The sequence below is a fragment of the Bradyrhizobium sp. RDI18 genome, from assembly GCF_043203335.1.
Taxonomy (GTDB): Bacteria; Pseudomonadota; Alphaproteobacteria; order Rhizobiales; family Xanthobacteraceae; genus Bradyrhizobium; species Bradyrhizobium retamae.
The window spans coordinates 24876-46182 of sequence record NZ_JBICRN010000009.1; the positions used below are offsets into that span (position 1 = coordinate 24876).

Sequence of the window (21307 nt, forward strand, 5' to 3'; positions counted from 1 at the left end):
AGTTGCCGAGATGCAGGCTGCCCGTCGGCTGCATGCCCGAAGACGCGCGGCGTGATTTTCATGGGATCCGTACCGGGGTTGAAATGATTTGGCGGCCTTATCGCGTGCATGCGGCCGCCGCGCAAGTGTTGCGCATTTGCTAACCTGTTGCGCGCCAGACGGCCGAGCTGACTGACCGTCATGACGCCGGTTGCCAGATGATTAGGGCGTAAATGACCAGGCCGGCGCGATCTCGATCCGGAATCGAGGCTTTTTACCAAAAACCCTGTATCGTGCCCATAATGCGGCGACAGCCAGTGGCTGATGGCGAGGGAGGGCCGCGACCATGACCGCGCTGGCCAACAGGATGAGAGGACGTTGCGCTTGATGCGGCTGTCGGCGACGAAATAGCCGTGTCGGCTCAGCGTGGCCCCAGCAGATAGGCGTTCAGCCAGCCACCGATTGCCGTCGCGATGGCGATGCCGAGCTGCGGCAGCGTGCCGAGATGGCGGAACAGGAAAAACAGTCCGATTGAGCCGATGGTATTTGCCGTCAGGCTGATCACGGCGTAGCGCATCGGTGTTTTGGTGGCTTCGCGGGCGTAATAGGCCGGTGAAAAAACTTTGATCATCACGAATGCGGGCAGGCCGAGCGCAAACATCGCCAACACAGACGCGGTGACGTGGGTATCTTTCGGGCCAGCGCCGCGCTCGAACAGCACGCGGACAATGTCGGTCGGGATCGCGGCGAGCGCAAAGGCTGCGGGGACCGTCAGCAGCAGCGCGAATTCGAGCGAGCGGTTTTGGCTATCCATTACGGCCGCCGTGTTGCCGGCTCTGAGCTGGCGCGCGACGTCGGCAACGGCACGATGCCGACCGCAATGCCGACAATCGCGAGCGGCAATTCATAGATGCGATCAGCGTAATAGAGGTGGGACACGGCGCCCGGCTGAAGCGATGCGATGATCGTTCCGATGGCGATGTTGAGCTGGGTTACGCCGCCGGAAATGACACCCCGGGATGCCGAGCCCGACAAGGTGGCGAACGTCGTTCGTCAGTCGCGGTCGGCGATGCCGAGGCGCATTCCTACCCGGTGCATGCCCCATATCAGCACGGCGAGCTGTAGGAAACCGGCGACGAAGACGGCCCAAGCCTGGTTGATGCCGGCTTCCGGTTCGGCCTTGTAGCCCATCCACATCGACATCAGCGTCGCGACCATCATCACGCCGTTGAGCACGATCGAGACGGACGCGCTTTCGACGAAGCGGCCGACCGAGTTCAATGCGCCCGACATCAGCGCGACGAGCGACATGCAGAGCAGGTATGGCATCGTGATGCGGGTTAGCAGCACGGAGAGATCGAATTTCTCTGGCCTGGCGTCGGGGCCAGGCGCCAACCCGTACATCAGAAACGGCATCGCAATTTCAGCGACGATCGTAACGATCAGCAGTACGAAAAAGGGCCCGCCATCGCGTCTTCGGCGAAGCGCCGGGCAGCTTCGGGTCCGTCGCCTTCGAGTTTTTCGCGAAGATCGGCACGAACGCCGAATTGAATGCGCCCTCGCCGAAGAGGCGGCGGAAGAGATTGGGGAAACGAAACGCGACGACGAAGGCGTCCGCGACCAGCCCGATCCAAGCGTGGCGGCGATCAGGATATCGCGCATGAAGCCGAAGACGCGGCAGTAGCGTCAGGCCGCCGACGGTGGCAAACGATTTATAAAGGTTTCATCGAAAAGGTTCGCGTTGTGCCACCAGCAGATTTGCCCTCTTAAACCGGCTTCCAGGCCGTAGACATCCGGCAATTTGATGTCCCGGCGGCTGCCTTGTGGGCCGTGGCCGTGAAGTCACGCGCCGGCACAAGCATCAAACCCTGGCGGGCTCGGTCGGACTTTTCGGGCGGGCCGATGAGGATTGATCTGGAGGCGCGACCGCAACGTGGCCTGCCTGGTCTCGTTGACGACCTGCTTGCCGAGGAGGTCAGTGACGTAGAAGACGTCGACACTTTTCGCCGAACGTCGTCACGTGCGCGGAGGAAATGTCGAGCGAAAGGTCCGACAGTGCCGACGTCAATTCATAGAAGGCCGGGGCGGTCGCGCCCGGACACTTCGAGCACGGTCACGCGATCCGACAGCGCGTTGTTGATGACGACTTCGGGCTCGACCGTGAAGGCTTCGACGCCGCGTGAGCCGATGCGCTTTTTCTTCAGGAGCGACGCTAGCCGTTTCCTTGCCGTTGAGCAGGCTTTCAATGGTGTTGATGATGCGGCGAGACCGGCGCAGCTCATCCTCGTCGTCCTGGAATTCGCGATTGAGCAGGAAGGTATCAAGCGCGTAGCCGTCGCGGGTGGTCGTGATGTGAGCGCCGGCGATGTTGGCGCCCGCTGCGGCGCATGCACCTGCAACCAGCGAGAAGACGGGGATGGTTTGGCGCGAAGACCGTCCAGCTCGGTAATGGCAGTGAAGGCATCGGTCTTGATGTTGGTCGCAAACTTGCCGCGCGATTGCATGGCATCGCGCAGGACATTCGCATGCGCGATCTGCGTCGAAGATCGGTGCGAAGCCAATAGTTCGGATAATGGCGGTCGATAAAGTCGTCGACGACGTCCGCTGGCCAATCGACGAGCGCCTGACGGAGTGCCGCCTGCGCTTTGTCGATGCGTTCGTCGCGCGGAATCTGGGTGTGGCCGCCCGCCACGAGCGGTTCGGTTTCGTGGTACAGCGTGCGCAAAAGCTGGCCCTTCCAACCGTTCCAGACGCCAGGCCCAACGGCGCGAATGTCGGAGCAGTCAACACCAGCAGAAGCTTCAGGCGCTCTGGACTTTGCACGATATCAGCAAAGGCGCGAATGGTGTCGGGATCGGAAATGTCGCGCGAGTGCGCAAAGTTGCTCATCGTCAGATGTTCTTCGAGCAGCCAGGCGACGAGATCGGTTTCGGCTGCTGTCAACCCAAGACGCGGGCATAGCTTGCGCGCGATGAGGCGCCGACGATCGAGTGGCTTTCCTTCCGGCCTTTGCCGATGTCGTGGATGAATGCGGCGACGAGCAGGCGCGGCGGTTTTTGGATCGAGGAGAAGATCGCCGTGCAAAGTGGCAACTCGCTCGCAAGCTCTCCGCGCTCGATTGCAACGATGTTGCCGAGCGTGCGCAGCAGGGTGCTCATCGACCGTGTAGTGATGATACATGTTGAACTGCATCATCGCGACGATGCGGCCGAATTCCGGCAGGAAACGGCCGAGGACGCCAGCGTCGTTCATGTGCCGGAGTGAGGCTTCGGGATTACCCTTCGCCGTCAGCAGCGAAAGGAAGATGGCGTTGGCCTCGGGATCCTGGCGCAGCTTGTCGTCGATCAGGCGCAGCGAGCTGCGTAGCAGCCGGATGGCGTCGGGATGAAGATACGCGCCGGTATTCGCGGCCTGCGCAAAGAAGCGAATAAGATTGACCGGATCGCGCGCGAAAACCTCGCGGTCGGTGACGTTGAGCCGATCGTTGTCGATGCGGAAATCGGTTTTCTCGCGGACTTCGCGGCGCGTTTTCCAGCTTAGCGGACTTAGCAGGCGCTTGTATCCGGGTGACGTTTTCAGCTGCTGCATTTCCAACGCACCGCACAGAATCGTCGTCAGGTCGCCGACGTCCTTTGCGATCAGGAAGTAATGCTTCATGAAGCGTTCTACAGCGCGGAGACCTTCACGCGAGGTATAGCCGAGGTTCTTCGCCATCGCGGGCTGAACTTCGAACGACAAAACCTCTTCGGCGCGGCCGGTGAGGAAATGCAGGAAGCAGCGCACGCGCCAGAGGAAATCTTCGCAGCGGCGGAATGTCTGGACTTCTTCCGGCGTGAAGATACCAGCTTCGACGGCAGCCGCGCCGACCTCCTGGTTGAAGATGTATTTCGACAGCCACTGTAGTGTATGCAGATCGCGCAGGCCGCCCTTGCCGTCTTTGATATTGGGCTCGACCTTGTAGCGGCTTTCGCCGGCCCGGCGCGTGCGCTCATCGCGTTCGGCCATCTTGGCGTCGATAAACTGGCGGGCGGTGCCTTGACGACTTCGGCGCGGAAGCGATCCTCGAATTCGGCAAAGAGCTGCGTGTCGCCGAGGATCAATCGGGCATCAAGCAGCGCGGTGCGGATGGTGATGTCGGCCTGGCCGAGCTTCAGGCATTGATCGACCGTACGCGTCGCATGCCCCACCTTGAAGCCCAGGATCCCAGAGCATCAGGAGCATGTATTCGACGACACTCGCCCCACGGCGTCTGCTTGTAGGGAAGCAGAAACAGCAGGTCGATGTCGGAGCCGGGCGCCAGCAGTCCGCGGCCGTAGCCGCCTGTCGCCACGATCGCCATACGTTCGGCATCGGAGGGATTGGTGGCGCGATAAACATGCGTCACCGTGTAATCGTAGATGAGGCGCAGCAACTCGTCCTGAAACAAGCTCAGGCCCGCGGCGCAGCGGCGACCGTTGCCGTCGGCTTCAAGCGCCGTGCGGGCAGATTTGCGCGCATTCTTGACGAGGCCTTTCAGGCTTTCCAGCACCTTGGGGCGTGCTTCCGCGTGGGAGGCATTGCTGGCATTGAAATACCCCGTTAACTCGCGGCGGGCGGCGAGCCGGTCAAAATAGGGCGGCGGGACGAGGACGTTCACGGTATCGTCGGTCAAGGCTTCGTCTTCTTTAAATTTTCGGCCAGAGCCTTGAGTTCATAGAGCTTCTCGAGCGCCGCTTTGGGCGAGAGATCGTCAGGATGCATGTTCAAGAGCAGCTTTTCAACGGCTGAGGGCTCTTGGCCGGCCGATGCGGCGCTTGATGCGCCTTTGGGCCGCGCCGCAGAGAATAGCGGCAAATCATCAATACTTTCGTCCCCGGCTTTGGGCCGGCGGTCGGCTTTTTCGAGGCGGGCGAGCACCTGGCGCGCTCTGGCGACGACCGGATCGGGAAGGCCTGCGAGCTTTGCCACCTGGATGCCGTAGGAACGGTCGGCCGCGCCGGGCTTCACTTTATGCAGGAAAACGATGGTGTCGTGCCATTCGGCGACGTCCATCGTGACGTTGGCGATGTCGTCGAGACGGCGGGCGAGTGCGGTCAGCTCATGGTAGTGTGTGGCGAAGAGGGCGCGGGCCTTCGTTACGCCGTGGAGATATTCGACTGTCGCCCACGCAATCGAAAGACCATCGAAGGTTGCGGTGCCACGGCCGATCTCGTCGAGGATGACGAGCGAGCGTTTCGTCGCCTGATTGAGGATCGCTGCCGTTTCGACCATTTCGACCATGAAGGTCGATCGGCCGCGCGCCAGATCGTCGGAGGCGCCGACGCGCGAAAACAGCCGATCGACGACACCGATGTGAGCCGAGCGTGCGGGCACGTAAGAGCCCATTTGCGCCATTACGGTGATGAGCGCGTTCTGGCGCAGGAAGGTCGATTTGCCGGCCATGTTCGGACCGGTGACGAGCCAGATGCGGGCATCGGGAAGTTCGTTTTCGTCGGGATGCGCTTCGGGGTGCCGCTGCGGCCGAGAATACAATCATTCTCGATGAAGGCGGTCCCGCCCTGTTTCGCCAGCGCCTGCTGGACGACGGGATGGCGGCCGCCGCGAATTTCGAAGGCGGACGTTTCGTCGATGGATGGGCGCACATAGCCCTGTTCCAGCGCGAGCGATGCCAGAGACGCGTAAACGTCGAGTTCGGCAAGCGCGGCGGCCGCTGCGCCGAGCGCGTCCGTTGCGGCGGCGATGTTTTCCGTCAGCGACGTGAAGATTTCCTGCTCGAGATTGAGTGCGCGTTCGCTGGCGGATGCAATCTGGCCTTCGGTTTCGAGCAGTTCGGAGGTCGCGAAGCGTACCGCATTTGCCATCGTCTGGCGGTGACGGAATCGATCGGATAGCGGCGGCGACATCAGCGGCTTGGCGTTGAGCTGCGTGACCTCGATGTAGAAGCCGAGAATGTTGTTATGGCGCACACGGAGCGTCTTGATGCCCGTTTCTTCGATGTAGCGGGTCTCAAGCTCGGCCATGACACGGCGGCTGTCGTTGCGCAGAGCGCGTGCCGCGTCGAGATCTGAATTGTAGCCTTCGCGGATGAAACCGCCGTCTCGGCGAAGCAGCGGCGGATCGTCGACAAGGGCATTCTTCAACGCGTGCGCAAGGGCTGCCGGAACGGCCTCAAGACGCGTACCGATGGATTGCAGCTCGGGCGGTAACGGGAGCGGGGTTGCGGCGCGGTTCAGCATATTCGCGGCGTTGGATGCTGCGTCTATGGCATCGCGCACGGCGGCAAGGTCGCGCGGGCCGCCACGGCCGAACGTCAGTCGCGGCAGGGCACGCGCAAGATCGGGCGTGCCGCGCAGACAGTCACGGAGGTCGTCCATAAGACGCCGGTTGTCGACGAGAAAGGACACAGCGTCGAGACGGGCTTCGATGGGAGCGGGCGCGATCAGGGGGCTGGCAATTCGTGCCTGCAGCTCACGTGCGCCGCCGCCGGTAATGGTGCGATCCATCACGGCAAGCAAGGTCGAGGATTTGTCGCTCGACGTCGATTTTACGAGTTCGAGGCTGGCGCGGCTGGCCGCATCGATGAAGAGGGCCGCACTCCCCGACCGGCGCGGCGCTTGCAGCAGCGGTTTTCTGCCCTTCTGCGTCAGGTCGACGTATTTCAGAACGGCGCCGACCGCGGCCAACTCGCTGCGTGAAAACGAACCGAAACCGGCGAGATCGGCGACGCCAAGGCATTCTTTGAGATCACGTGCGCCGGAAGCGCTGTCGAAATAGGCGGATGGAATGGGCGTCGTCTTGCCGCCGGAATAATCGACCGTTCGTATGAAGGTTTCCATGCCGACGAGCGTGTCGGCAGCCAGAACTTCGCTCGATGCCAAGCGGATCAGCTCACCTGAAAGATCGACGCCTGACACTTCCGAGACCTCGAATTCGCCGGTCGAAATATCGATTGAGGCGAGCGCGACGCGGGCGTCGGGGGATGCGAGACCCAACTCAGCCGGAGTGGCGAGGAAAACGGCCGTCAAGTAGTTGCGCGCGCCTTGGCGTCGAGCAGGGCTTCCTCGGTCAGCGTGCCGGGGGTCACGAGCCGGACGACGTCGCGTTTGACGACGGCCTTGGCGCCCCTTTTCCGCGCCTCGGCCGGGTCTTCGAGCTGCTCGCAACCGCGACGCGGTGCCCTTGCTTGATCAACCTTTGTAGATATTCGTCGGCGCGGTGCACGGGGACGCCGCACATCGGGATGTCCTCGCCCCGGTGCTTGCCCCGCTTGGTCAGAACAATCGAAAGCGCCTCGGAGGCGATGACCGCATCGTCAAAAAAAGCTCATAAAAATCGCCCATCCGATACCAAAGGAGACTATCGGGATTGGCCGCTTTGATTTCTAGGTATTGCGCCATGGAGGGCGTGGCCTCGGGCGTAGTGCTGCTCTGCGACACTTCGGCAGGCGCCGGAGGCGCCGATTCTGGCCGCCTGCTCTTGCGCGGCTCGTCGGTTCTGGACATCAAGAGATTACGTTTCAAATTGCCCTGTTCGGCTTTACGAAAGGCGAAAAGGAACGTCTCGCCGCCCCATCCAAGCGCTGGATATGCATAGGTTGCCGTCCCGGCTCCCGCAACCTATCGTGCCGGCCCTTATCCCCTGATGTGTGTTTGGGCAACACTGCCCTGGCGCACGAAATCCTGAACGGTCAACATCATGCCCTCCCTTCACCGCGCAGCCCACGTGACGGCTCAAGAAGCGCTTGCATTCCATGCCAACGGCAAGCCCGGCAAGCTCGAAATTACGCCAACGAAGCCGTTGGCGACGCAGCGCGATTTGTCTTTGGCATATTCTCCGGGCGTTGCCATTCCCGTTCAGGCTATCGCCGAGAATCCGCGCGATGCTTACGCCTACACGAGCAAGGGCAATTTCGTCGCCGTGGTGTCGAATGGCACCGCCATTCTGGGGCTTGGAAATCTCGGGGCGCTGGCAGCAAAGCCGGTGATGGAAGGCAAGGCGGCGCTGTTCAAGCGATTTGCCGACATCGATTCCATCGATCTGCTTGTTGATACGCCCGATCCGGAAGCATTCATCAATTCGGTGCGCTATCTCGGGCCGTCTTTCGGCGGCATGAACCTGGAAGATATCAAGTCGCCCGATTGCTTCGTGATCGAAGAGAAGCTCAAAGAGCTGCTCGATATTCCCGTTTTTCATGACGATCAGCACGGGACGGCCATCGTCGTTGCAGCAGGCGTGCTGAACGGATTGCGCGTCGTCGAAAAGGAGATCGGCGACGTGAAGCTCGTGTGCGCCGGTGCGGGTGCTGCGGCGCTCGCCTGTCTCAACTTGCTCGTGAAGATAGGTCTCAAGCGCGAGAACATCTACGTTTGCGATATCAAAGGTCTCGTCTACGAGGGTCGCAAAGAGCTGATGGACCCCTACAAAGCGCCTTTCGCTCAGAAGACGAACGCTCGGACGCTGAGCGATGTCATCGGCGGCGCCGATATTTTTCTTGGCCTATCGGCGGCGGGTGTGTTGTCGCGAGAGATGGTTACGCAGATGGGGCCGAAGCCGCTCATCTTTGCGATGGCCAACCCGGACCCCGAGATCACGCCGGAAGAGGTGAGGTCGGTACGTACCGATGCCATCATGGCGACCGGCCGTTCGGACTACCCGAACCAGATCAATAACGTTCTATGCTTTCCGTTCATCTTCCGCGGCGCGCTCGACGTGCATGCGACGACGATCAACGATGCGATGAAGATCGCGGCTGCCGAAGCGATTGCGGCGCTGGCGCGTGCCGAGGTGCCGGATCAGGTCGCGGCGGCGTTTCTCGGTGAGCGGCCGACGTTTGGTCCCGGATACATCATTCCAGCGCCGTTCGATCCACGCTTGCTGCCGCACGTCTCCGCCGCTGTCGCGAAAGCGGCAATGGATTCGGGCGTTGCGCGCAATCCGATCGTCGATATGGAAGGCTACGTTGCACGTCTCAATGCGCGGCTCGATCCGGTGCAGGGCTGGTTGCAATCAACGTTCGACGCGGTTCGCAACGATCCTAAACGCGTGGTGTTTGCCGAAGGCGAGGAGCCTGCCGTTATCCGAGCGGCGCATACATTCTTCCAGCAGGGCTATGGACAGCCTATCCTGATCGGGCGGAAGAAAGTTGTCACCGATCGCTTCCGCGAGCTCGGCATTCCGCTTCGCCGGGAATTCGAACTGATCGACACGAGCGAGTCACCGTTCCTCGATGAGTTTACCGAGTTCCTGTATGCGCGATTGCAGCGGCGCGGGTATCTGAAGCGCGACTGCGAGCGTCTGGTTACCAATGAGCGAAATGTTTTCGCAGCGCTCATGGTCGTACACGGGCATGCCGATGCGCTGGTCTCAGGCGTGACCCGCAACTGGACGAGCGTCTATGCCGACATACATCGGGTCATGGACGAGAAGCCCGGCCGCCACGTGATCGGCGTGTCGCTGGTGCTGATCCGCGGCCGCGCCGTGCTGATCGCCGACACCAGCATCCACGACTTGCCGACAGGCGAGCAGATAGCAAATATTGCCGTCGAAGCGGCGCGGGCCGCGCGATATTTCGGCATCGAGCCGCGGGTGGCGCTGCTTGCCTACTCGACGTTCGGGCAGCCGAAAAGCGAGCGCTCGGAGCAGGTGCGCCAGGCCGTGCGGCTTCTCGATGAGCGTCTCGTTGATTTCGAGTACGACGGCGACATGGCGGCCGACGTCGCGCTCAATCGCAGCCTGATGGAGCACTATCCGTTCTGCCGGTTGTCGGACACTGCAAACGTTCTGGTGATGCCGGCGTTCCACGCAGCGTCGATCTCGACGAAGATGATCAAGGAGCTGGCGGGCGCAACGCTGATCGGGCCGATCGTTACCGGACTGTCGCATTCGGTGCAGATCTGCACGTTCGGCGCGACGGACGCGGACATCGTCAACATGGCGGCGCTGGCCGCTTATGGTGCTGCGAAGGAATAGCGGACTATTTCTGCCCGCTCACCCTACCCTCTCCCAACAGGGTGAGGGAATTTTGAGGTGGGAGTCGATCAGGCGTCGACGGCAATCCGGCTTTTGGTTTCGGCCGGAGCGCCGTAGTGATCGAAGTAGCGCGGATCGATTTTTGTGACCGGCATGATGACGAGCACGTCGGTCGTCCCGAACTGCCGGTCGATTACGGCGCCGTCACCGAAATAGGCACCTAAGCGCAGATAAGCCTTGATCAGCGGCGGCATGGCTTTCAGCGCTGCCTTCTGATCGATGTCGGCCATCGGCATCAGGTTCATCGAGACGCCGAGCGGGTCGCGGGCGCTGGCGCGCCATTCGAGCGGCGCCAAGGCTTTGTGATGCAAGTAGCTCAGCGCCATCTTGTGATCTTCGAGGTCGATGCCTTCGAAGCTGGCGCAGCCGATCATCACGTCGATGCGGTTTTCGCGGACATAAGTCCAAAGGCCGTGCCACAGCAGTTCGACCGATCGCTTGCTGCGATAGGGGGTAAGCACGCACGAGCGGCCAAGCTCCATGAAGCGGTGGGTCGCCGCCTTGCTTTTGAGAAGGGGGTGATGTCGTATTCGCCGGCGGAATAAAAGCCGGGGCCTTGCTCGGCGATTTCCTGGCGAAGAATGCGGTAGGTGCCGACGACTTTCGGACGTTCCGGACGGCCGGCGCGTCCTGGCATCGTCTTATCAAGATCGACGACAAGAAGATGATCGCAGAGCGCGTCGTAGGCGTCCTCATCGCGACGGCGGAATTGCGCGAGGCGGCTGGGTACCGCCGACATTTCTTCGAAAAGACCTGATAGCGCAGACGCTGCGCGAGTTTGATTTCGGCCCAGGTACGGGCCAACCGCACTTCCAGATTGCCGACGCGGCCGTAGACCTTCGGCTCGATGTCGCGGGCAAAGCCCTTGAGACGGCGGGCGGGAGCACTCAACGCTTCGATGGCGGCAAGGCCCGCCGGGAGCTTTCCGAGACGGCCGGGCTTACGTTTGCTTCGGTCTGCAATTGCCTGCCACATCGGATGGAAATCCCCACGGTGCTCTAGCACACGCCGCTAGCACGATTCCGTGACAGTTTTTAGATCGAAACGTCCGCTGATCAAGCGGCAGGTGGGGCTGCGCGGGCGGGTTGGGGCGCCCACCTGAGAAGCAGGTCGTGGAGATTGCGGGCGTCGAAGGGTTTGGCGAGGTAGTCGTCCATTCCGGCGGCGCGGCAACGGTCGCGGTCCTCGGCGAAGGCGTTGGCTGTCAGCGCGATGATCGGCGGACACGAGAGGGCCGCGTCCTTGCGTTCCCGATAGAGCGCTTTGATTGATTTGGTGGCCATGATGCCGTCGATCTCGGGCATCAGAACGTCCATCAGCACGAGGTCGAACGCAGGACGTTTGCGCTCCAGCACTTCCCACATCACCGTGATTGCGGACCGCCCGTCCTCGACCACGGTCGCCGAGCCGCCGGCGCGTTCGATGATTTTGCAGGCGAGCAGGGCATTGATCTGGTTGTCCTCGGCAACCAGGACGCGAAACGGCGGGCAAGGGGCGCGGCGGAGGGCTGTTTCGGAGCCGCCCCGTCCGCTTTCCTCCGACACGAGCGAACCGGCCGTGAGCGGCGGCGCGCCGGCCGCGTGGAGTTCCAGCCGGGCGGTGAAGACGGCACCCTGATCGGGGCCGGCAGAAGCGACGATGTCGCCGGACATGGCCTGGGCGATGCGTTTCGAAATCGCGAGGCCGAGGCCGGTGCCAGCCGGATTGCGGTTCATCGCGTTTGCGTCTTGCTCGAACTCGTTGAAGAGGCGGCGGGCCGCGTCGGGCGAGAAACCGATGCCGGAATCGGCGACTTCGATAGCGATGCGCACGGCGTCGGGATTGGCAGGGGGGTCATTCGCGATGGAGATGCTGACGGAGATGCTGCCCGTGTCGGTAAACTTTTATGGCGTTCGACAACAGGTTGAGGATGATTTGGCGCAGACGGATTTCGTCTCCGCGAACCCACTCGGGCACTGCGTCCGATATCGCCAAATTCAACGTCAACTTCTTGGCAGTAGCGTCGGGTGCCATGAGCTGCATCATCTGGGTCATGCAGTTCCGGAGCGAAAAGATCTCATTCGCCAGTTCGAATTTGCCCGCCTCGATTTTGGAGAGATCGAGAATGCCGTCGATCAGACCGAGAAGGGCGCGGGCGGAATCTTCCGCAACGCGCGCATAGGTCCTCTGCTCCGGATCAAGCTGAGTATCGCGCAGCAAGTTGATCATGCCGATGATGCCGTTCATCGGTGTGCGGATTTCGTGGCTCATGGCGGCGAGAAAGCGGGACTTCTCGCGATTGGCCGTTTCGGCGCGATCGCAGGCGCCGCGCAGCCGCTCTTCGATTTCACGCTCGACGGTGATGTCGCGGCCGACGCTCTGGATTTCGATGGCGCCGTCCTGAGTTAAGACTTCCGTTTCGTCCCAGGCGATCCAGCGCTTGCCGCGCCGCGTAGGCAGAAGCTCAATCGTTCGCAAGTTGGTGGCCGACATGCCGGTCGTGGATCCGCTGCGCAGGATATGCGGCCGAAACCGCGAGCCGAGAACGTCCTCGCCGCGCACCCCAAAGGCTTCGAGGAACGCGGTGTTCGCAAAGACAAGACGGCCGTCTTTTGCGCGGCGGACGATGAAGTCGCGCTGCGAATCCAAAAATTGGCGATAGCGGACGGCGTTGTCGGATAGGCGCCAATGCGCATCCTTGAGGTCTTCGATCTCATCGTCGGCACGCCTTGTATCGCATTGCGCGACGGGCGTTTTCTGACGCCACAATTTCCAGGGCAGCGCGACGCCAAGGATCGCGGCCGCGGTCAGGACCGCGACGCCGAGAAAAGCGGCGGTGAGGCCGCTATCGAATGTCACGGCGCTCGAGACAAGGCCAAGGACAAGCAAAAGCGTGCCGATGATAGCTGCCGTAGACGCGCATACGCGCCATGTCCAAGTCGCTCGCCTGTTTCCGCCTGGCGATGGCTGCATGTCCATACGCTCCCGGGCAGGTCGCGAGTAAATCAGTTTTCGAAACAATTTCTTTGGCCCCTAAATGCCGGGGCACAGTCGGCCAGTGCACTTTTACAGAGTCTAAAGAGACGTGGTTAAGCGCACAGTGGCGGCGATCAAATCTGCTGTCGCAATCGCAGGCCGCTCAGATGTTCATTACAGCCGGCGCAGGTCTTCGTCGGTCAGCTTGCGGGCTGCATCTTCGATCATCAACGGTACGCCATTGCGGATCGGAAATGCCAAGCCTGCAGCTTTGCTCAACAATTCGCGCTTGTTCGCATCATAGATCAGACGTGTCTTGGTGAAAGGACAGACGAGCAGCTCAAGCAGCTGCGGGTCGACGGCGTTGGCGTCGTCTGGAGCGCTGTCGTCAGCATCATCGGTCATGGCTTTTTCCGATATTACTGAAGTGTCGTGCCGCTGCTGCCGTTCGACGCCAGATCGATTTCGGCGAGCGCAACGAGAACTTCGGCGCGCGACCGCAGATCCTTGGCTTCGAGCAGTGCCTGCTTTTCTTCCGGTCCGTAAGGACACATCACCGACAGCGCGTTGATGAGAAATTCGTTCGATGCGCGCTGGATTGTCGACCAATCGGTTTTCAGGCGGTTGGCTTCGAGATAGGTTTTCAAGACGCGCAAGAGATTTTGCCGATCGACCAGCTCTTCGCCGAGACCTTCGGTCAAATCGCTGGCAAATTTGTCGTAGCTCACAGTCATGATGCGGTAAGGCATCTCGGTTTCGGCTTCGCCGACGCACTCGAAGCGCGTGATTCCCGTCAACGTGATGATCAACCGGCCGTCGTCCAGTTCCTGGTACGACGTGATGCGGCCGGCACAGCCTACGGAGCGCAACTCGGCCGTTTTTTCGATCGGGCTTTCCTGATCGTCATCGCCCGACACGACAGGTTGCAAAATGCCGATGATGCGCGCGCCTGACATCGCATTATCGATCATTTCTAGATAGCGAGGCTCGAAAATGTTCAGGGGCAATGTGGCGCGCGGCAGGAGAATCGCGCCGCGAAGAGGAAAACGGGAATCCTCGAGGGCAAATCGGCCGGGCGTCGATAGCGCTCCGTGAGTATCAAAAGAAAAAATCTCCGCTAAGGATCGTTTCTGGATCAGCTGAACAGGATGGATGATAGCCTCCGGCGCCCTTCGGCCACCAGAGGTTCCTTGGGGCCCCACGCGTCGAAGAACTGCAGAAGCTGCTTGCGTGCGGCTTCGTCGTTCCATTTGCGGTCCGTCCTGATGAGATCAAGCAGAAGCTCAAGTGCCTCCTGCCGGTCGCCGTTCGCGCCGAGGCCGACGGCGAGATCGAGACGGGCTTGAAAATCTTGGGGGTTTTCGGCGACGCGTTTTTTGAGCGCATCGAGTTCGCCGGTGTCGGCGCCTTTTTCCGCAAGCTCGATCGCTGCTTCGAGGCTTTTGACGGCAGCAAGCTCGCGCTTGTCCGGCGGCACGAGCGCCAGTGTCTGCTTGGCGCGGGCAATGTCGCCGCTCTTCATATAGCAGGAAGTCAGACCCGCGATGGCTTCGGCGTTGGCCGGATCTTCCTGGAGGATGCTCGCGAAAACTTCAGCTGCTCCTTGCAGATCGTCCTGCTCCAGCAGTTCTTCGCCGGTTTTTCAGAACCTCGGCGATGCCGATCTCGGCGTCGTCGGCAACAAGGCGATCAACGAAAGCTTTGATCGCGCTTTCGGGCTGCACGCCGACGAAACCGTCGATCGGCTGGCCGTCGCGGAAGGCGTAGACGGTCGGCAGCGACTGGATGCGAAGTTGCGCCGAGATCGCTTGGTTCTCGTCGACGTTGACCTTCACCAGGCGGACCTTGCCGCTGTAGCTGCGTACGACCTTCTCGATAACGGGCGTGAGCTGCTTGCAGGGCCGCACCAGGCCGCCCAGAAATCGACGATGACGGGAACCGTCTTCGAGGCATCGAGAACGTCAGCCTTGAACGATGCGGTGGTCGCGTCCTTGATCATGTCGGCGGCACCGGGTGCACCGAACTCCGTGCCTTTAGCGCCAAATTCCATTGGACCAATCTCCTCGCCGTTCGAACCTCAAGATGCGGTCAATACCATGACCTGAGGCTCATGGCCGGTGGACCGAATGAACCGCAAAAGGTCGTCGCGTGCAATGTTTGTTGTTGCTGTGTTTTCAAGCGGATGACAGTTGACCGAAGGGGCAGCCATCAGAGCCTCGTCGAAGATGATCTTCACGCGATTGCCGGTATCGTTGATCGTTGCAAAGGCTGTGACGGAGCCCGGCGTCACGCAGAGCGTTTCCATCAGCAACTCGGGCTTGCCGAAGGAAAATCGCCCGGCGCCCAGGCGTTTCGACAAGGCTTTGAGATCGACGCGAGTTTCGGTGTTGGCGATGACGAGGAAAAGCGCGCCCTTGTCGTCCTTCAGGAACAAATTCTTGGTGTGGGCGCCCGGCAGGGCAATTTCGACCTTGTCGCTTTCCGCGACGGTAAAAACGGCCGGATGGTCGATCGTTTCCGTCTCAATTCCAAGATCGGTGAGGGTCTGAAAGAGCTGTTGGCGCGTTACGGGCATCGGTCGAGGCTTTTCTCCGGCTTTCCTGTCGGGGGGCGGCGCATCCATACCCTGGCCGCCCCTGATATATAAGGGCGATTGGACATTTTCGCCGCTTTGATTGAGGGGCTTGCATTGGGCGATCACTTGCGCCATAAGGCGGGTCTTCCGCCGCCGCAAGGCGGCGTAAGCTTTCTGGACATGCGGGTGTAGCTCAGGGGTAGAGCACGACCTTGCCAAGGTCGGGGTCGAGGGTTCGAATCCCTTCGCCCGCTCCAGGCACCAATCGGATTTCAGTTACCTCCTGAAATCGTCTCGGCCAAAGGCCGCTTCGGCGGACTGGCCATTCCTTCTTGAGATCGGTGCCCTCGGCGGATTCTCCGCAACACTCGACGCGCCTATATGGCGTAGACCCTGCCTTTACGAAATGGTATGGACGGCGCCCGATTAGCCCCGACTATAGGTGTGCCCTCACTTGGCGTGATTTTTGTTCTCACAAGCAAGGGGGAGACCTCATGAAAACGACATTGAGAGTGGCCATCGCCGCTGCGGCGGTGGTTCTGGGCGCTGGCTTCGCGAACGCAGCGACGGTCAGCAGCGATGTGCATGCGCTGAAATTGCTTACGGCTCACTCTTCGGCGGCACAGGATGTTTATTGGCGCCGTTGGCATCATCGTCACCGCCATTGCTGGTGGCGGCATGGCCATCGTTTCTGCCGCTGGTGGTGAAGTGTTTTGCGGCGCCCAAGCGGGCGCCGTATCGCATTCTGCGGCATTTGACGCAGCGCCGCCGCGCTTCAGACTCGATGCCGCCATCGGGGAGAATAATTGCACCCGGCTGGGACTTTGAAAGGGTGCAACTCACTTGAAACGCTTCGTGCAGTTTCTTCAGGCGGCACTTGCCTGCACAATCCTGGTAGCTTTGATCTTCAGCATTCCGGTTGTCATGGCTTCGACGCCAATCCACCTCGGCATTTCGTTCTCTAGTCCGGACCGCCCGCTGACGGCGCCGCAACACGCTGACGGCGCGGTCGCTCCACTTATTCCGTAACCCCAAAAACGAAGCCGGCCCCGTGAGGGGCCGGTGTCGGACTGCTTGTCAGTAGTAGCAATAGGGATGATGGCGACGATACCAATAGTCGCCGCAGAGGTATCCATCGTCGTACGCGTAGTCGTCATAGTACGGCCCGCCGTAATAGATGCCAGGACCCCAGCCCCATCCGTAGCCTCCGCGCCAGTGATGACCGTGGCCATGCCATCCGCCGCCGTGCCAGCCGCGGCCACCCCAGTGGCCGCCCGCAAAGCGACCGCCGCCCCAGTGACCACCGCGGAAGCCGCCACCACGAAAGCCACCGTGAAAACCACCACCGTGGAAGCCGCCTCCGTGGAAGCCTCCGCCACCGTGAAAGCCGCCGCCATGAGCTTCAGCGGCTGCGGAGAAACCGCCCACGGCTAAGGCTGCGAGAGCGCTCACCACCGCATTTTTCCAATTCTGCATTTTGTGCTCCATACGAAACAAAATCGCGTCTCTCTGCGCGACCGCCGGTGGCTATAACGTGGTGTCACTAAACATCGTTTCCAACGTCCTCCTGCCAATTGCGCATGGCAGGTCGAGCCCTTTTGCCGTCGCTTGGTCCGTCGCGTGTGCGATGCAAACACTGACCGCGGAGCGGGGTGGCGTCTTTCAAAAACGACCGCATTTCATGGGATTTTTATGCGTGGGGCAGCTTTCGCCCCGGCACTTTGCAAGCGAGGGACACGCCTGGATTTGGTCTTTGGAAGGACGTTTTGCGCCAGACCTTAAGTACGAATACGAACGGGTTCGATACGTTTGTATGCGCGGCACAAACCAAATTCGCAGCCGGAAATTTTTAACACTTGCCGATAAAATGAACGCCAGGTGAATGAGGTGTTTATCTCTTCACAACAATTCCATTTCGCGCAGAAAAATTCCGGTCGGCAATTCCTCAGATCGAAATCGATCAGCCCTGAGATCGCGGTCGGTTGGCCACCGAATTGCGACGAACGGCGAAGGCGTCGCTTGAACGTCACAGATGAAAATCATACCACAGACGTCCGATTCCTGAGGGCACTCTCTTCGCTTTCCAATCCTGCACCGCTTACGGACCAGACATGAGGATCGCCAGCGCCATGACCGCCAGCATGCAAACTCTCATTGTTCGCCCGATCGCATTCCTTGCGATCGTCGTCGCTGCCCTGTCGATGGCGGGTTGCGGCGTCAATACAATTCCGACGAAGGAGCAACAGGCGAAAGCCGCTTGGAGCGAGGTGCTGAACCAGTACAAGCGCCGCTCCGATCTCATTCCCAATCTCGTCGAGACGGTGAAGGGTTTTGCCGATCAGGAAAAAGCGTGCTGACGGAAGTCACGAAAGCCCGCGAGCAGACGACGAACATTCAACTGCCGCCCGATATCCTGACGAACCCCGATGCGATGAAGAAATTCCAGGATGCGCAGGCGACGCTCTCGGGCGCGCTCGGGCGGTTGATGGCGGTCGTCGAGCGGTATCCCGATATCAAGTCCGGGCAGAACTTCCTGGCGCTGCAAAGCGAGCTTGCGGGCACCGAGAACCGCATCGCCATCGCGCGGCGCGACTACATCACGGCGGTGCAGTCGTACAATACCGAGATCAACACCTTTCCTGGCCGGCTTTGGAAGACGGTGCTTTATCCGCAGGCCAAAGACATGGCGACGTTCGACATTTCGCCTGAAGAGCAGAAGGTGCCGAAAGTCGATTTCAGCAAGCCTTGAACCGCGGCGCGCATCGCTTTTGGCCGGGAGCCTTTGATATGGCTGGCGCCATCAACGCCGCTCAGGTTTCGCCATGGCGCGGCATGGCGCAGGCGCTGCCGGGTTTGCTGGCGACGCTTGTTCTTGTGCTGTCGGCGCATTTCTCCGTGGCTTTTGCAGATCCCGTCTATCCGGAATTGGCCGGCCGCGTCACGGATGAAGCGGGACTGCTGACGCCAGCCGAGAAGGCCGACATCGAAGGCGACCTTGCCTCACTTGAGCAGACATCGACCGATCAGCTTGCGGTCGTGACCGTCAAGTCGCTGCAGGGCTATTCCATCGAGGATTACGGCATCGGCCTCGCGCGCAAGTGGGGGATCGGCCAGAAGGGCAAGGACAACGGCATTCTGCTGATCGTCGCGCCGAACGATCGCAAGGTGCGCATCGAAGTCGGGCGCCGGCTTGAGCCGTTCATGACCGACACGATGGCGGCGCTCATCATTCAGAATGCTATTCTGCCGAAGTTTCGGCGCGGCGATTATGCGGGCGGTATCAAGGATGGCGTCCGCGATATCAAGTCGGTGGTGCTTGGTGATGCCGAGGAGGTGAAGCGGCGCGCTGCCGGACCGCGCACGCCGGAAAACGATCCGACGGTGATCTTTCACATCATTCTGTTTCTCGCGATCGTAGCCTTCATCATCTGGGTCAATTATCGCAACGCGCAGGCGATGCGGGCCGGCATGCCGGGCGCGCCGCGACGCCGGGGTGGCATCGTCGTTATTCCGGGCGGATCGGGCGACTGGGGCGGTGGGTGGTCAGGCGGTGGCGGCGATAGCGGCGGCGGAGGCTGGTCGGGCGGCGGCGGGGACTTCGGCGGCGGGGGCGCATCGGGAGGGTGGTAGCAATGTCGAGATCAACGCAAGCAGGCGGCATTCAACGATGAGCTTCATCAGCGCCCAGGACGCCGAGCGGATTTCGGCGGCGATCACGAAGGCCGAGCGCAATACCTCGGGTGAGATCGTGGCCGTCGTCGCCGATCAGAGCAGCCGGTATCAGCACATTCCGTTCATGTGGGCGGCGCTGCTGGCGCTGGTCATTCCGTGGCCGCTCATCCACTTCACGTGGATGAAGGTGCAGTGGATCTTTCTTATTCAACTGTTGGTCTTCCTCGGGCTGTTGGCGCTCGCCTGGCACCCCAAGGTGCGAATATCGCTCGTTCCGAAGTCGATCCTTCATGCCAACACGCGGCGGCGTGCCAGCGAGCAATTTCTCGCGCAGAATTTACACACGACAACCGGCCGAACGGGCGTGCTGATTTTCGTTTCCGTTGCGGAAAAGCGCGTCGAGATCATCGCCGACAGCAGCATCGACGCGCTCGTTGAAAAAGGCGTCTGGCAGAAGATCGTCAACGATTTCACGGCCGATATCGGCGCCGGGCGGGTGGCGGACGGTTTCGAGCGGGCGATTGCGCGGATCGGGGATCTGCTCGCGCAGCATTTTCCGCCGGGCGCTGTCGATCCCAACGAATTGCCCGATCATCTTATCGTCTTGCGAAGCTGATTATCTCGCTGGCGCGACGAGACGGTCACACGAAAAGGGGGAAGGCATGTCGACCTTGGACATCGGCGAGGGCGCCGAGCAAGCCGCAATGGCGACCGACGGCGCCGTCAAGCGCGCGCCGCTCCGCGCTCGCGTTTCCTGGATGTTGTTCGATTGGTCGGTGCAACCGCACTACACGCTGGTGCAGACCTTCTTATTCGGACCCTACTTCGCCAACGCCATTGTGCAGAATCCGGTTTGCGGACTTGCTGCCGGAAGTGAGAAAGCGGCCTGCGGGCAGGCGCTATGGGGCTATGCAGCTGCGGTGGCGGGCCTTCTGATTGCGATTATCAGTCCGCTACTTGGTGCGGCGGCCGACGGACGCGGATCGCGCAAGCCGTGGATGGCGATGTTGTCGCTGCTCTTTCTCGCAAGCCTTTCGAGCCTGTGGCTTGGCGTTCCCGATGCCAACATGACGACGATCCTTATCGTGCTTGCTGGATTCGTCGGTGCGACGCTCGCTGCAGAATTGATGAGCGTCTTCTCAAACGCCATCATGACGGGCCTGGCGCCAAAGGAGGAACTCGGGCGGCTTTCCGGCACCGGATGGGCTGTCGGCTATTTCGGCGGACTCGTCAGCTTGGCGGTGGTCGCGGGACTATTGGTGCCGATGCCGGGCGAGCCAAAAACTCTGCTGGGGCTTGAGCCGCTTCTGCATCTCGACGGCGCGACGCATCAGAGCGATCGCATCACCGGGCCGTTTGCGGCGATCTGGTTTGCGATCTTTATTATTCCGTTCTTCCTGTTCGTGCCGGACCGGCACCGCGCATCGACGGCACATCCGGAGCGATCCGCGGCGGCGGAACTTTGGGAGACGATCAAGTCGCTGCCGTCGATGCCGAGCCTGTTGATCTTTCTCGTCGCGCGGATGCTGTTCACGGACGGGTTGTCGGCGATCTTCGCGTTCGGCGGTATCTACGGCGCATCGGTGTTCGGATGGGGTCCGCTCGAACTGGGCATGTTCGGCATCATCCTGACGCTCGTCGGCGCGTTCGGTGCGCTGTTCGGCGGCTGGCTTGACGACGCCATCGGCCCGAAAGCGGTGATCATCCTGGCGCTTCTGGCTTTGATCGTCGGCGCGCTCGGCATTCTTTCAGTCGACAAGACGCACATCTTCTTCACGACCGAGGTGGCGGAAAAGATTGTCGGGTCAAAGCCGTTTTCAGCGCCGGGCGAGCAGGTTTTTTTAGCGTTTGCGATTTTGGTCGGCGTCGTGTCGGCGCCGGTTCAGGCCGCCAGCCGGTCGTTGCTGGCGCGCATCGCGCCCGCCGACAAGATCACGCAGTTTTTCGGGCTGTTCGCCTTCTCAGGCAAGGTCACGGCATTCCTGGCGCCGTTCTGCGTGGCGCTCATCACGCAGGAGACCGGCAGCCAGCGCATCGGCATGGCCGCCGTTCTCGCCTTCCTCGCCATTGGCGTCGTGATGATGATGTTCGTGCGGACGCGCCCGGCGCGATGACGGG

14 protein-coding genes, 1 tRNA gene and 10 pseudogenes are annotated in these 21307 nt (G+C 61.1%); 8 read left to right on the top strand and 17 right to left on the bottom strand.

Features of this window, described 5'->3' with window-relative positions; genetic code table 11:
• Nucleotides 1-400: 400 nt before the first annotated feature.
• The 7 genes and pseudogenes from murJ to ACFXS9_RS43175 all read right to left on the bottom strand — a co-directional run bounded on the left by murJ (nucleotide 401) and on the right by ACFXS9_RS43175 (nucleotide 7460).
• Nucleotides 401-1395: pseudogene (gene murJ / locus ACFXS9_RS43145) on the bottom strand (murein biosynthesis integral membrane protein MurJ).
• A gap of 7 nt (nucleotides 1396-1402) precedes the next feature.
• Nucleotides 1403-1669, bottom strand: coding sequence for a lipid II flippase MurJ (locus ACFXS9_RS43150; protein ID WP_392700480.1), 267 nt, complete (start codon nucleotides 1667-1669; stop codon nucleotides 1403-1405).
• 152 nt (nucleotides 1670-1821) lie between these two features.
• Nucleotides 1822-4630, bottom strand: a pseudogene (locus ACFXS9_RS43155) ([protein-PII] uridylyltransferase).
• Nucleotides 4627-5400, bottom strand: a complete 774-nt coding sequence (locus ACFXS9_RS43160) for a hypothetical protein (protein WP_392700432.1) — start codon at nucleotides 5398-5400, stop codon at nucleotides 4627-4629. Before ACFXS9_RS43160 ends, ACFXS9_RS43155 begins: the two are co-directional and overlap by 4 nt.
• Nucleotides 5374-6641: pseudogene (locus ACFXS9_RS43165) on the bottom strand (DNA mismatch repair protein MutS); the annotation flags it as partial. The gene ACFXS9_RS43160 and the pseudogene ACFXS9_RS43165, both read right to left, overlap by 27 nt.
• Nucleotides 6642-6872: pseudogene (locus ACFXS9_RS43170) on the bottom strand (hypothetical protein); the annotation flags it as partial. It abuts the pseudogene before it with no gap.
• A gap of 107 nt (nucleotides 6873-6979) precedes the next feature.
• Nucleotides 6980-7460, bottom strand: a pseudogene (locus tag ACFXS9_RS43175) (hypothetical protein).
• 193 nt (nucleotides 7461-7653) lie between these two features.
• On the opposite strand from ACFXS9_RS43175, the gene ACFXS9_RS43180 reads away from it, so the two are divergent.
• Complete coding sequence (locus tag ACFXS9_RS43180; RefSeq protein ID WP_392700434.1) at nucleotides 7654-9927, top strand: NADP-dependent malic enzyme; 2274 nt, start codon at nucleotides 7654-7656, stop codon at nucleotides 9925-9927.
• Nucleotides 9928-9995: 68 nt separating this feature from the next.
• Here the strand turns inward: ACFXS9_RS43180 and ACFXS9_RS43185 are convergent.
• The 9 genes and pseudogenes from ACFXS9_RS43185 to ACFXS9_RS43225 form a co-directional block, all read right to left on the bottom strand.
• Nucleotides 9996-10962: pseudogene (locus ACFXS9_RS43185) on the bottom strand (GNAT family N-acetyltransferase).
• 80 nt (nucleotides 10963-11042) lie between these two features.
• Nucleotides 11043-11849: a response regulator gene (locus ACFXS9_RS43190; RefSeq protein WP_392700482.1), complete on the bottom strand. Its 807-nt coding sequence runs from the start codon at nucleotides 11847-11849 to the stop codon at nucleotides 11043-11045.
• The gene (locus tag ACFXS9_RS43195; protein WP_392700437.1) at nucleotides 11821-12825 is read right to left on the bottom strand and encodes a histidine kinase dimerization/phospho-acceptor domain-containing protein; all 1005 of its coding nucleotides are present in this window, start codon (nucleotides 12823-12825) and stop codon (nucleotides 11821-11823) included. Before ACFXS9_RS43195 ends, ACFXS9_RS43190 begins: the two co-directional genes overlap by 29 nt.
• A 291-nt stretch (nucleotides 12826-13116) precedes the next feature.
• Nucleotides 13117-13347 carry a Trm112 family protein gene (locus ACFXS9_RS43200; RefSeq protein ID WP_013950388.1) on the bottom strand — a complete coding sequence of 77 codons (231 nt, stop codon included), beginning with the start codon at nucleotides 13345-13347 and terminating at the stop codon, nucleotides 13117-13119.
• Between the two features lie 14 nt (nucleotides 13348-13361).
• A pseudogene (locus ACFXS9_RS43205) lies at nucleotides 13362-14044 on the bottom strand (LON peptidase substrate-binding domain-containing protein).
• A 33-nt stretch (nucleotides 14045-14077) separates the two neighbouring features.
• A complete protein-coding gene (locus tag ACFXS9_RS43210; protein ID WP_392700439.1) occupies nucleotides 14078-14419 on the bottom strand; it encodes a tetratricopeptide repeat protein in 342 nt (113 codons plus the stop codon).
• Nucleotides 14420-14425: 6 nt separating this feature from the next.
• Nucleotides 14426-14569 (bottom strand): annotated as a pseudogene (locus ACFXS9_RS43215) (tetratricopeptide repeat protein); the annotation flags it as partial.
• Nucleotides 14535-14992: pseudogene (gene trxA, locus ACFXS9_RS43220) on the bottom strand (thioredoxin). The pseudogenes trxA and ACFXS9_RS43215, both read right to left, overlap by 35 nt.
• A gap of 27 nt (nucleotides 14993-15019) precedes the next feature.
• On the bottom strand, nucleotides 15020-15652 hold the full coding sequence (locus tag ACFXS9_RS43225) for a prolyl-tRNA synthetase associated domain-containing protein (protein ID WP_392700441.1): 633 nt from the start codon (nucleotides 15650-15652) through the stop codon (nucleotides 15020-15022).
• Nucleotides 15653-15699: 47 nt separating this feature from the next.
• Between ACFXS9_RS43225 and ACFXS9_RS43230 the strand changes: the two genes are divergently transcribed.
• From ACFXS9_RS43230 to ACFXS9_RS43240, 3 genes are all read left to right on the top strand, one after another.
• A tRNA-Gly gene (locus tag ACFXS9_RS43230) sits at nucleotides 15700-15774 on the top strand.
• 237 nt (nucleotides 15775-16011) lie between these two features.
• Nucleotides 16012-16224, top strand: a complete 213-nt coding sequence (locus tag ACFXS9_RS43235; protein ID WP_013950392.1) for a hypothetical protein — start codon at nucleotides 16012-16014, stop codon at nucleotides 16222-16224.
• Nucleotides 16225-16360: 136 nt separating this feature from the next.
• Nucleotides 16361-16546 carry a hypothetical protein gene (locus ACFXS9_RS43240; RefSeq protein WP_392700442.1) on the top strand — a complete coding sequence of 62 codons (186 nt, stop codon included), beginning with the start codon at nucleotides 16361-16363 and terminating at the stop codon, nucleotides 16544-16546.
• A 48-nt stretch (nucleotides 16547-16594) separates the two neighbouring features.
• Here the strand turns inward: ACFXS9_RS43240 and ACFXS9_RS43245 are convergent, their stop codons facing one another.
• Nucleotides 16595-16993, bottom strand: coding sequence for a hypothetical protein (locus tag ACFXS9_RS43245; RefSeq protein ID WP_392700443.1), 399 nt, complete (start codon nucleotides 16991-16993; stop codon nucleotides 16595-16597).
• A gap of 725 nt (nucleotides 16994-17718) precedes the next feature.
• Here ACFXS9_RS43245 and ACFXS9_RS43250 point away from each other — a divergent pair.
• The 4 genes and pseudogenes from ACFXS9_RS43250 (at nucleotide 17719) to ACFXS9_RS43265 (ending at nucleotide 21303) form a co-directional block, all read left to right on the top strand.
• A pseudogene (locus ACFXS9_RS43250) lies at nucleotides 17719-18266 on the top strand (LemA family protein).
• A gap of 38 nt (nucleotides 18267-18304) precedes the next feature.
• Nucleotides 18305-19147 carry a TPM domain-containing protein gene (locus tag ACFXS9_RS43255; protein ID WP_392700445.1) on the top strand — a complete coding sequence of 281 codons (843 nt, stop codon included), beginning with the start codon at nucleotides 18305-18307 and terminating at the stop codon, nucleotides 19145-19147.
• Between the two features lie 37 nt (nucleotides 19148-19184).
• The gene (locus ACFXS9_RS43260; protein WP_392700447.1) at nucleotides 19185-19805 is read left to right on the top strand and encodes a TPM domain-containing protein; all 621 of its coding nucleotides are present in this window, start codon (nucleotides 19185-19187) and stop codon (nucleotides 19803-19805) included.
• 46 nt (nucleotides 19806-19851) lie between these two features.
• Nucleotides 19852-21303 (top strand): MFS transporter, encoded by a 1452-nt coding sequence (locus ACFXS9_RS43265; protein WP_392700448.1) that lies wholly within the window; start codon nucleotides 19852-19854, stop codon nucleotides 21301-21303.
• Nucleotides 21304-21307 lie beyond the last annotated feature (4 nt).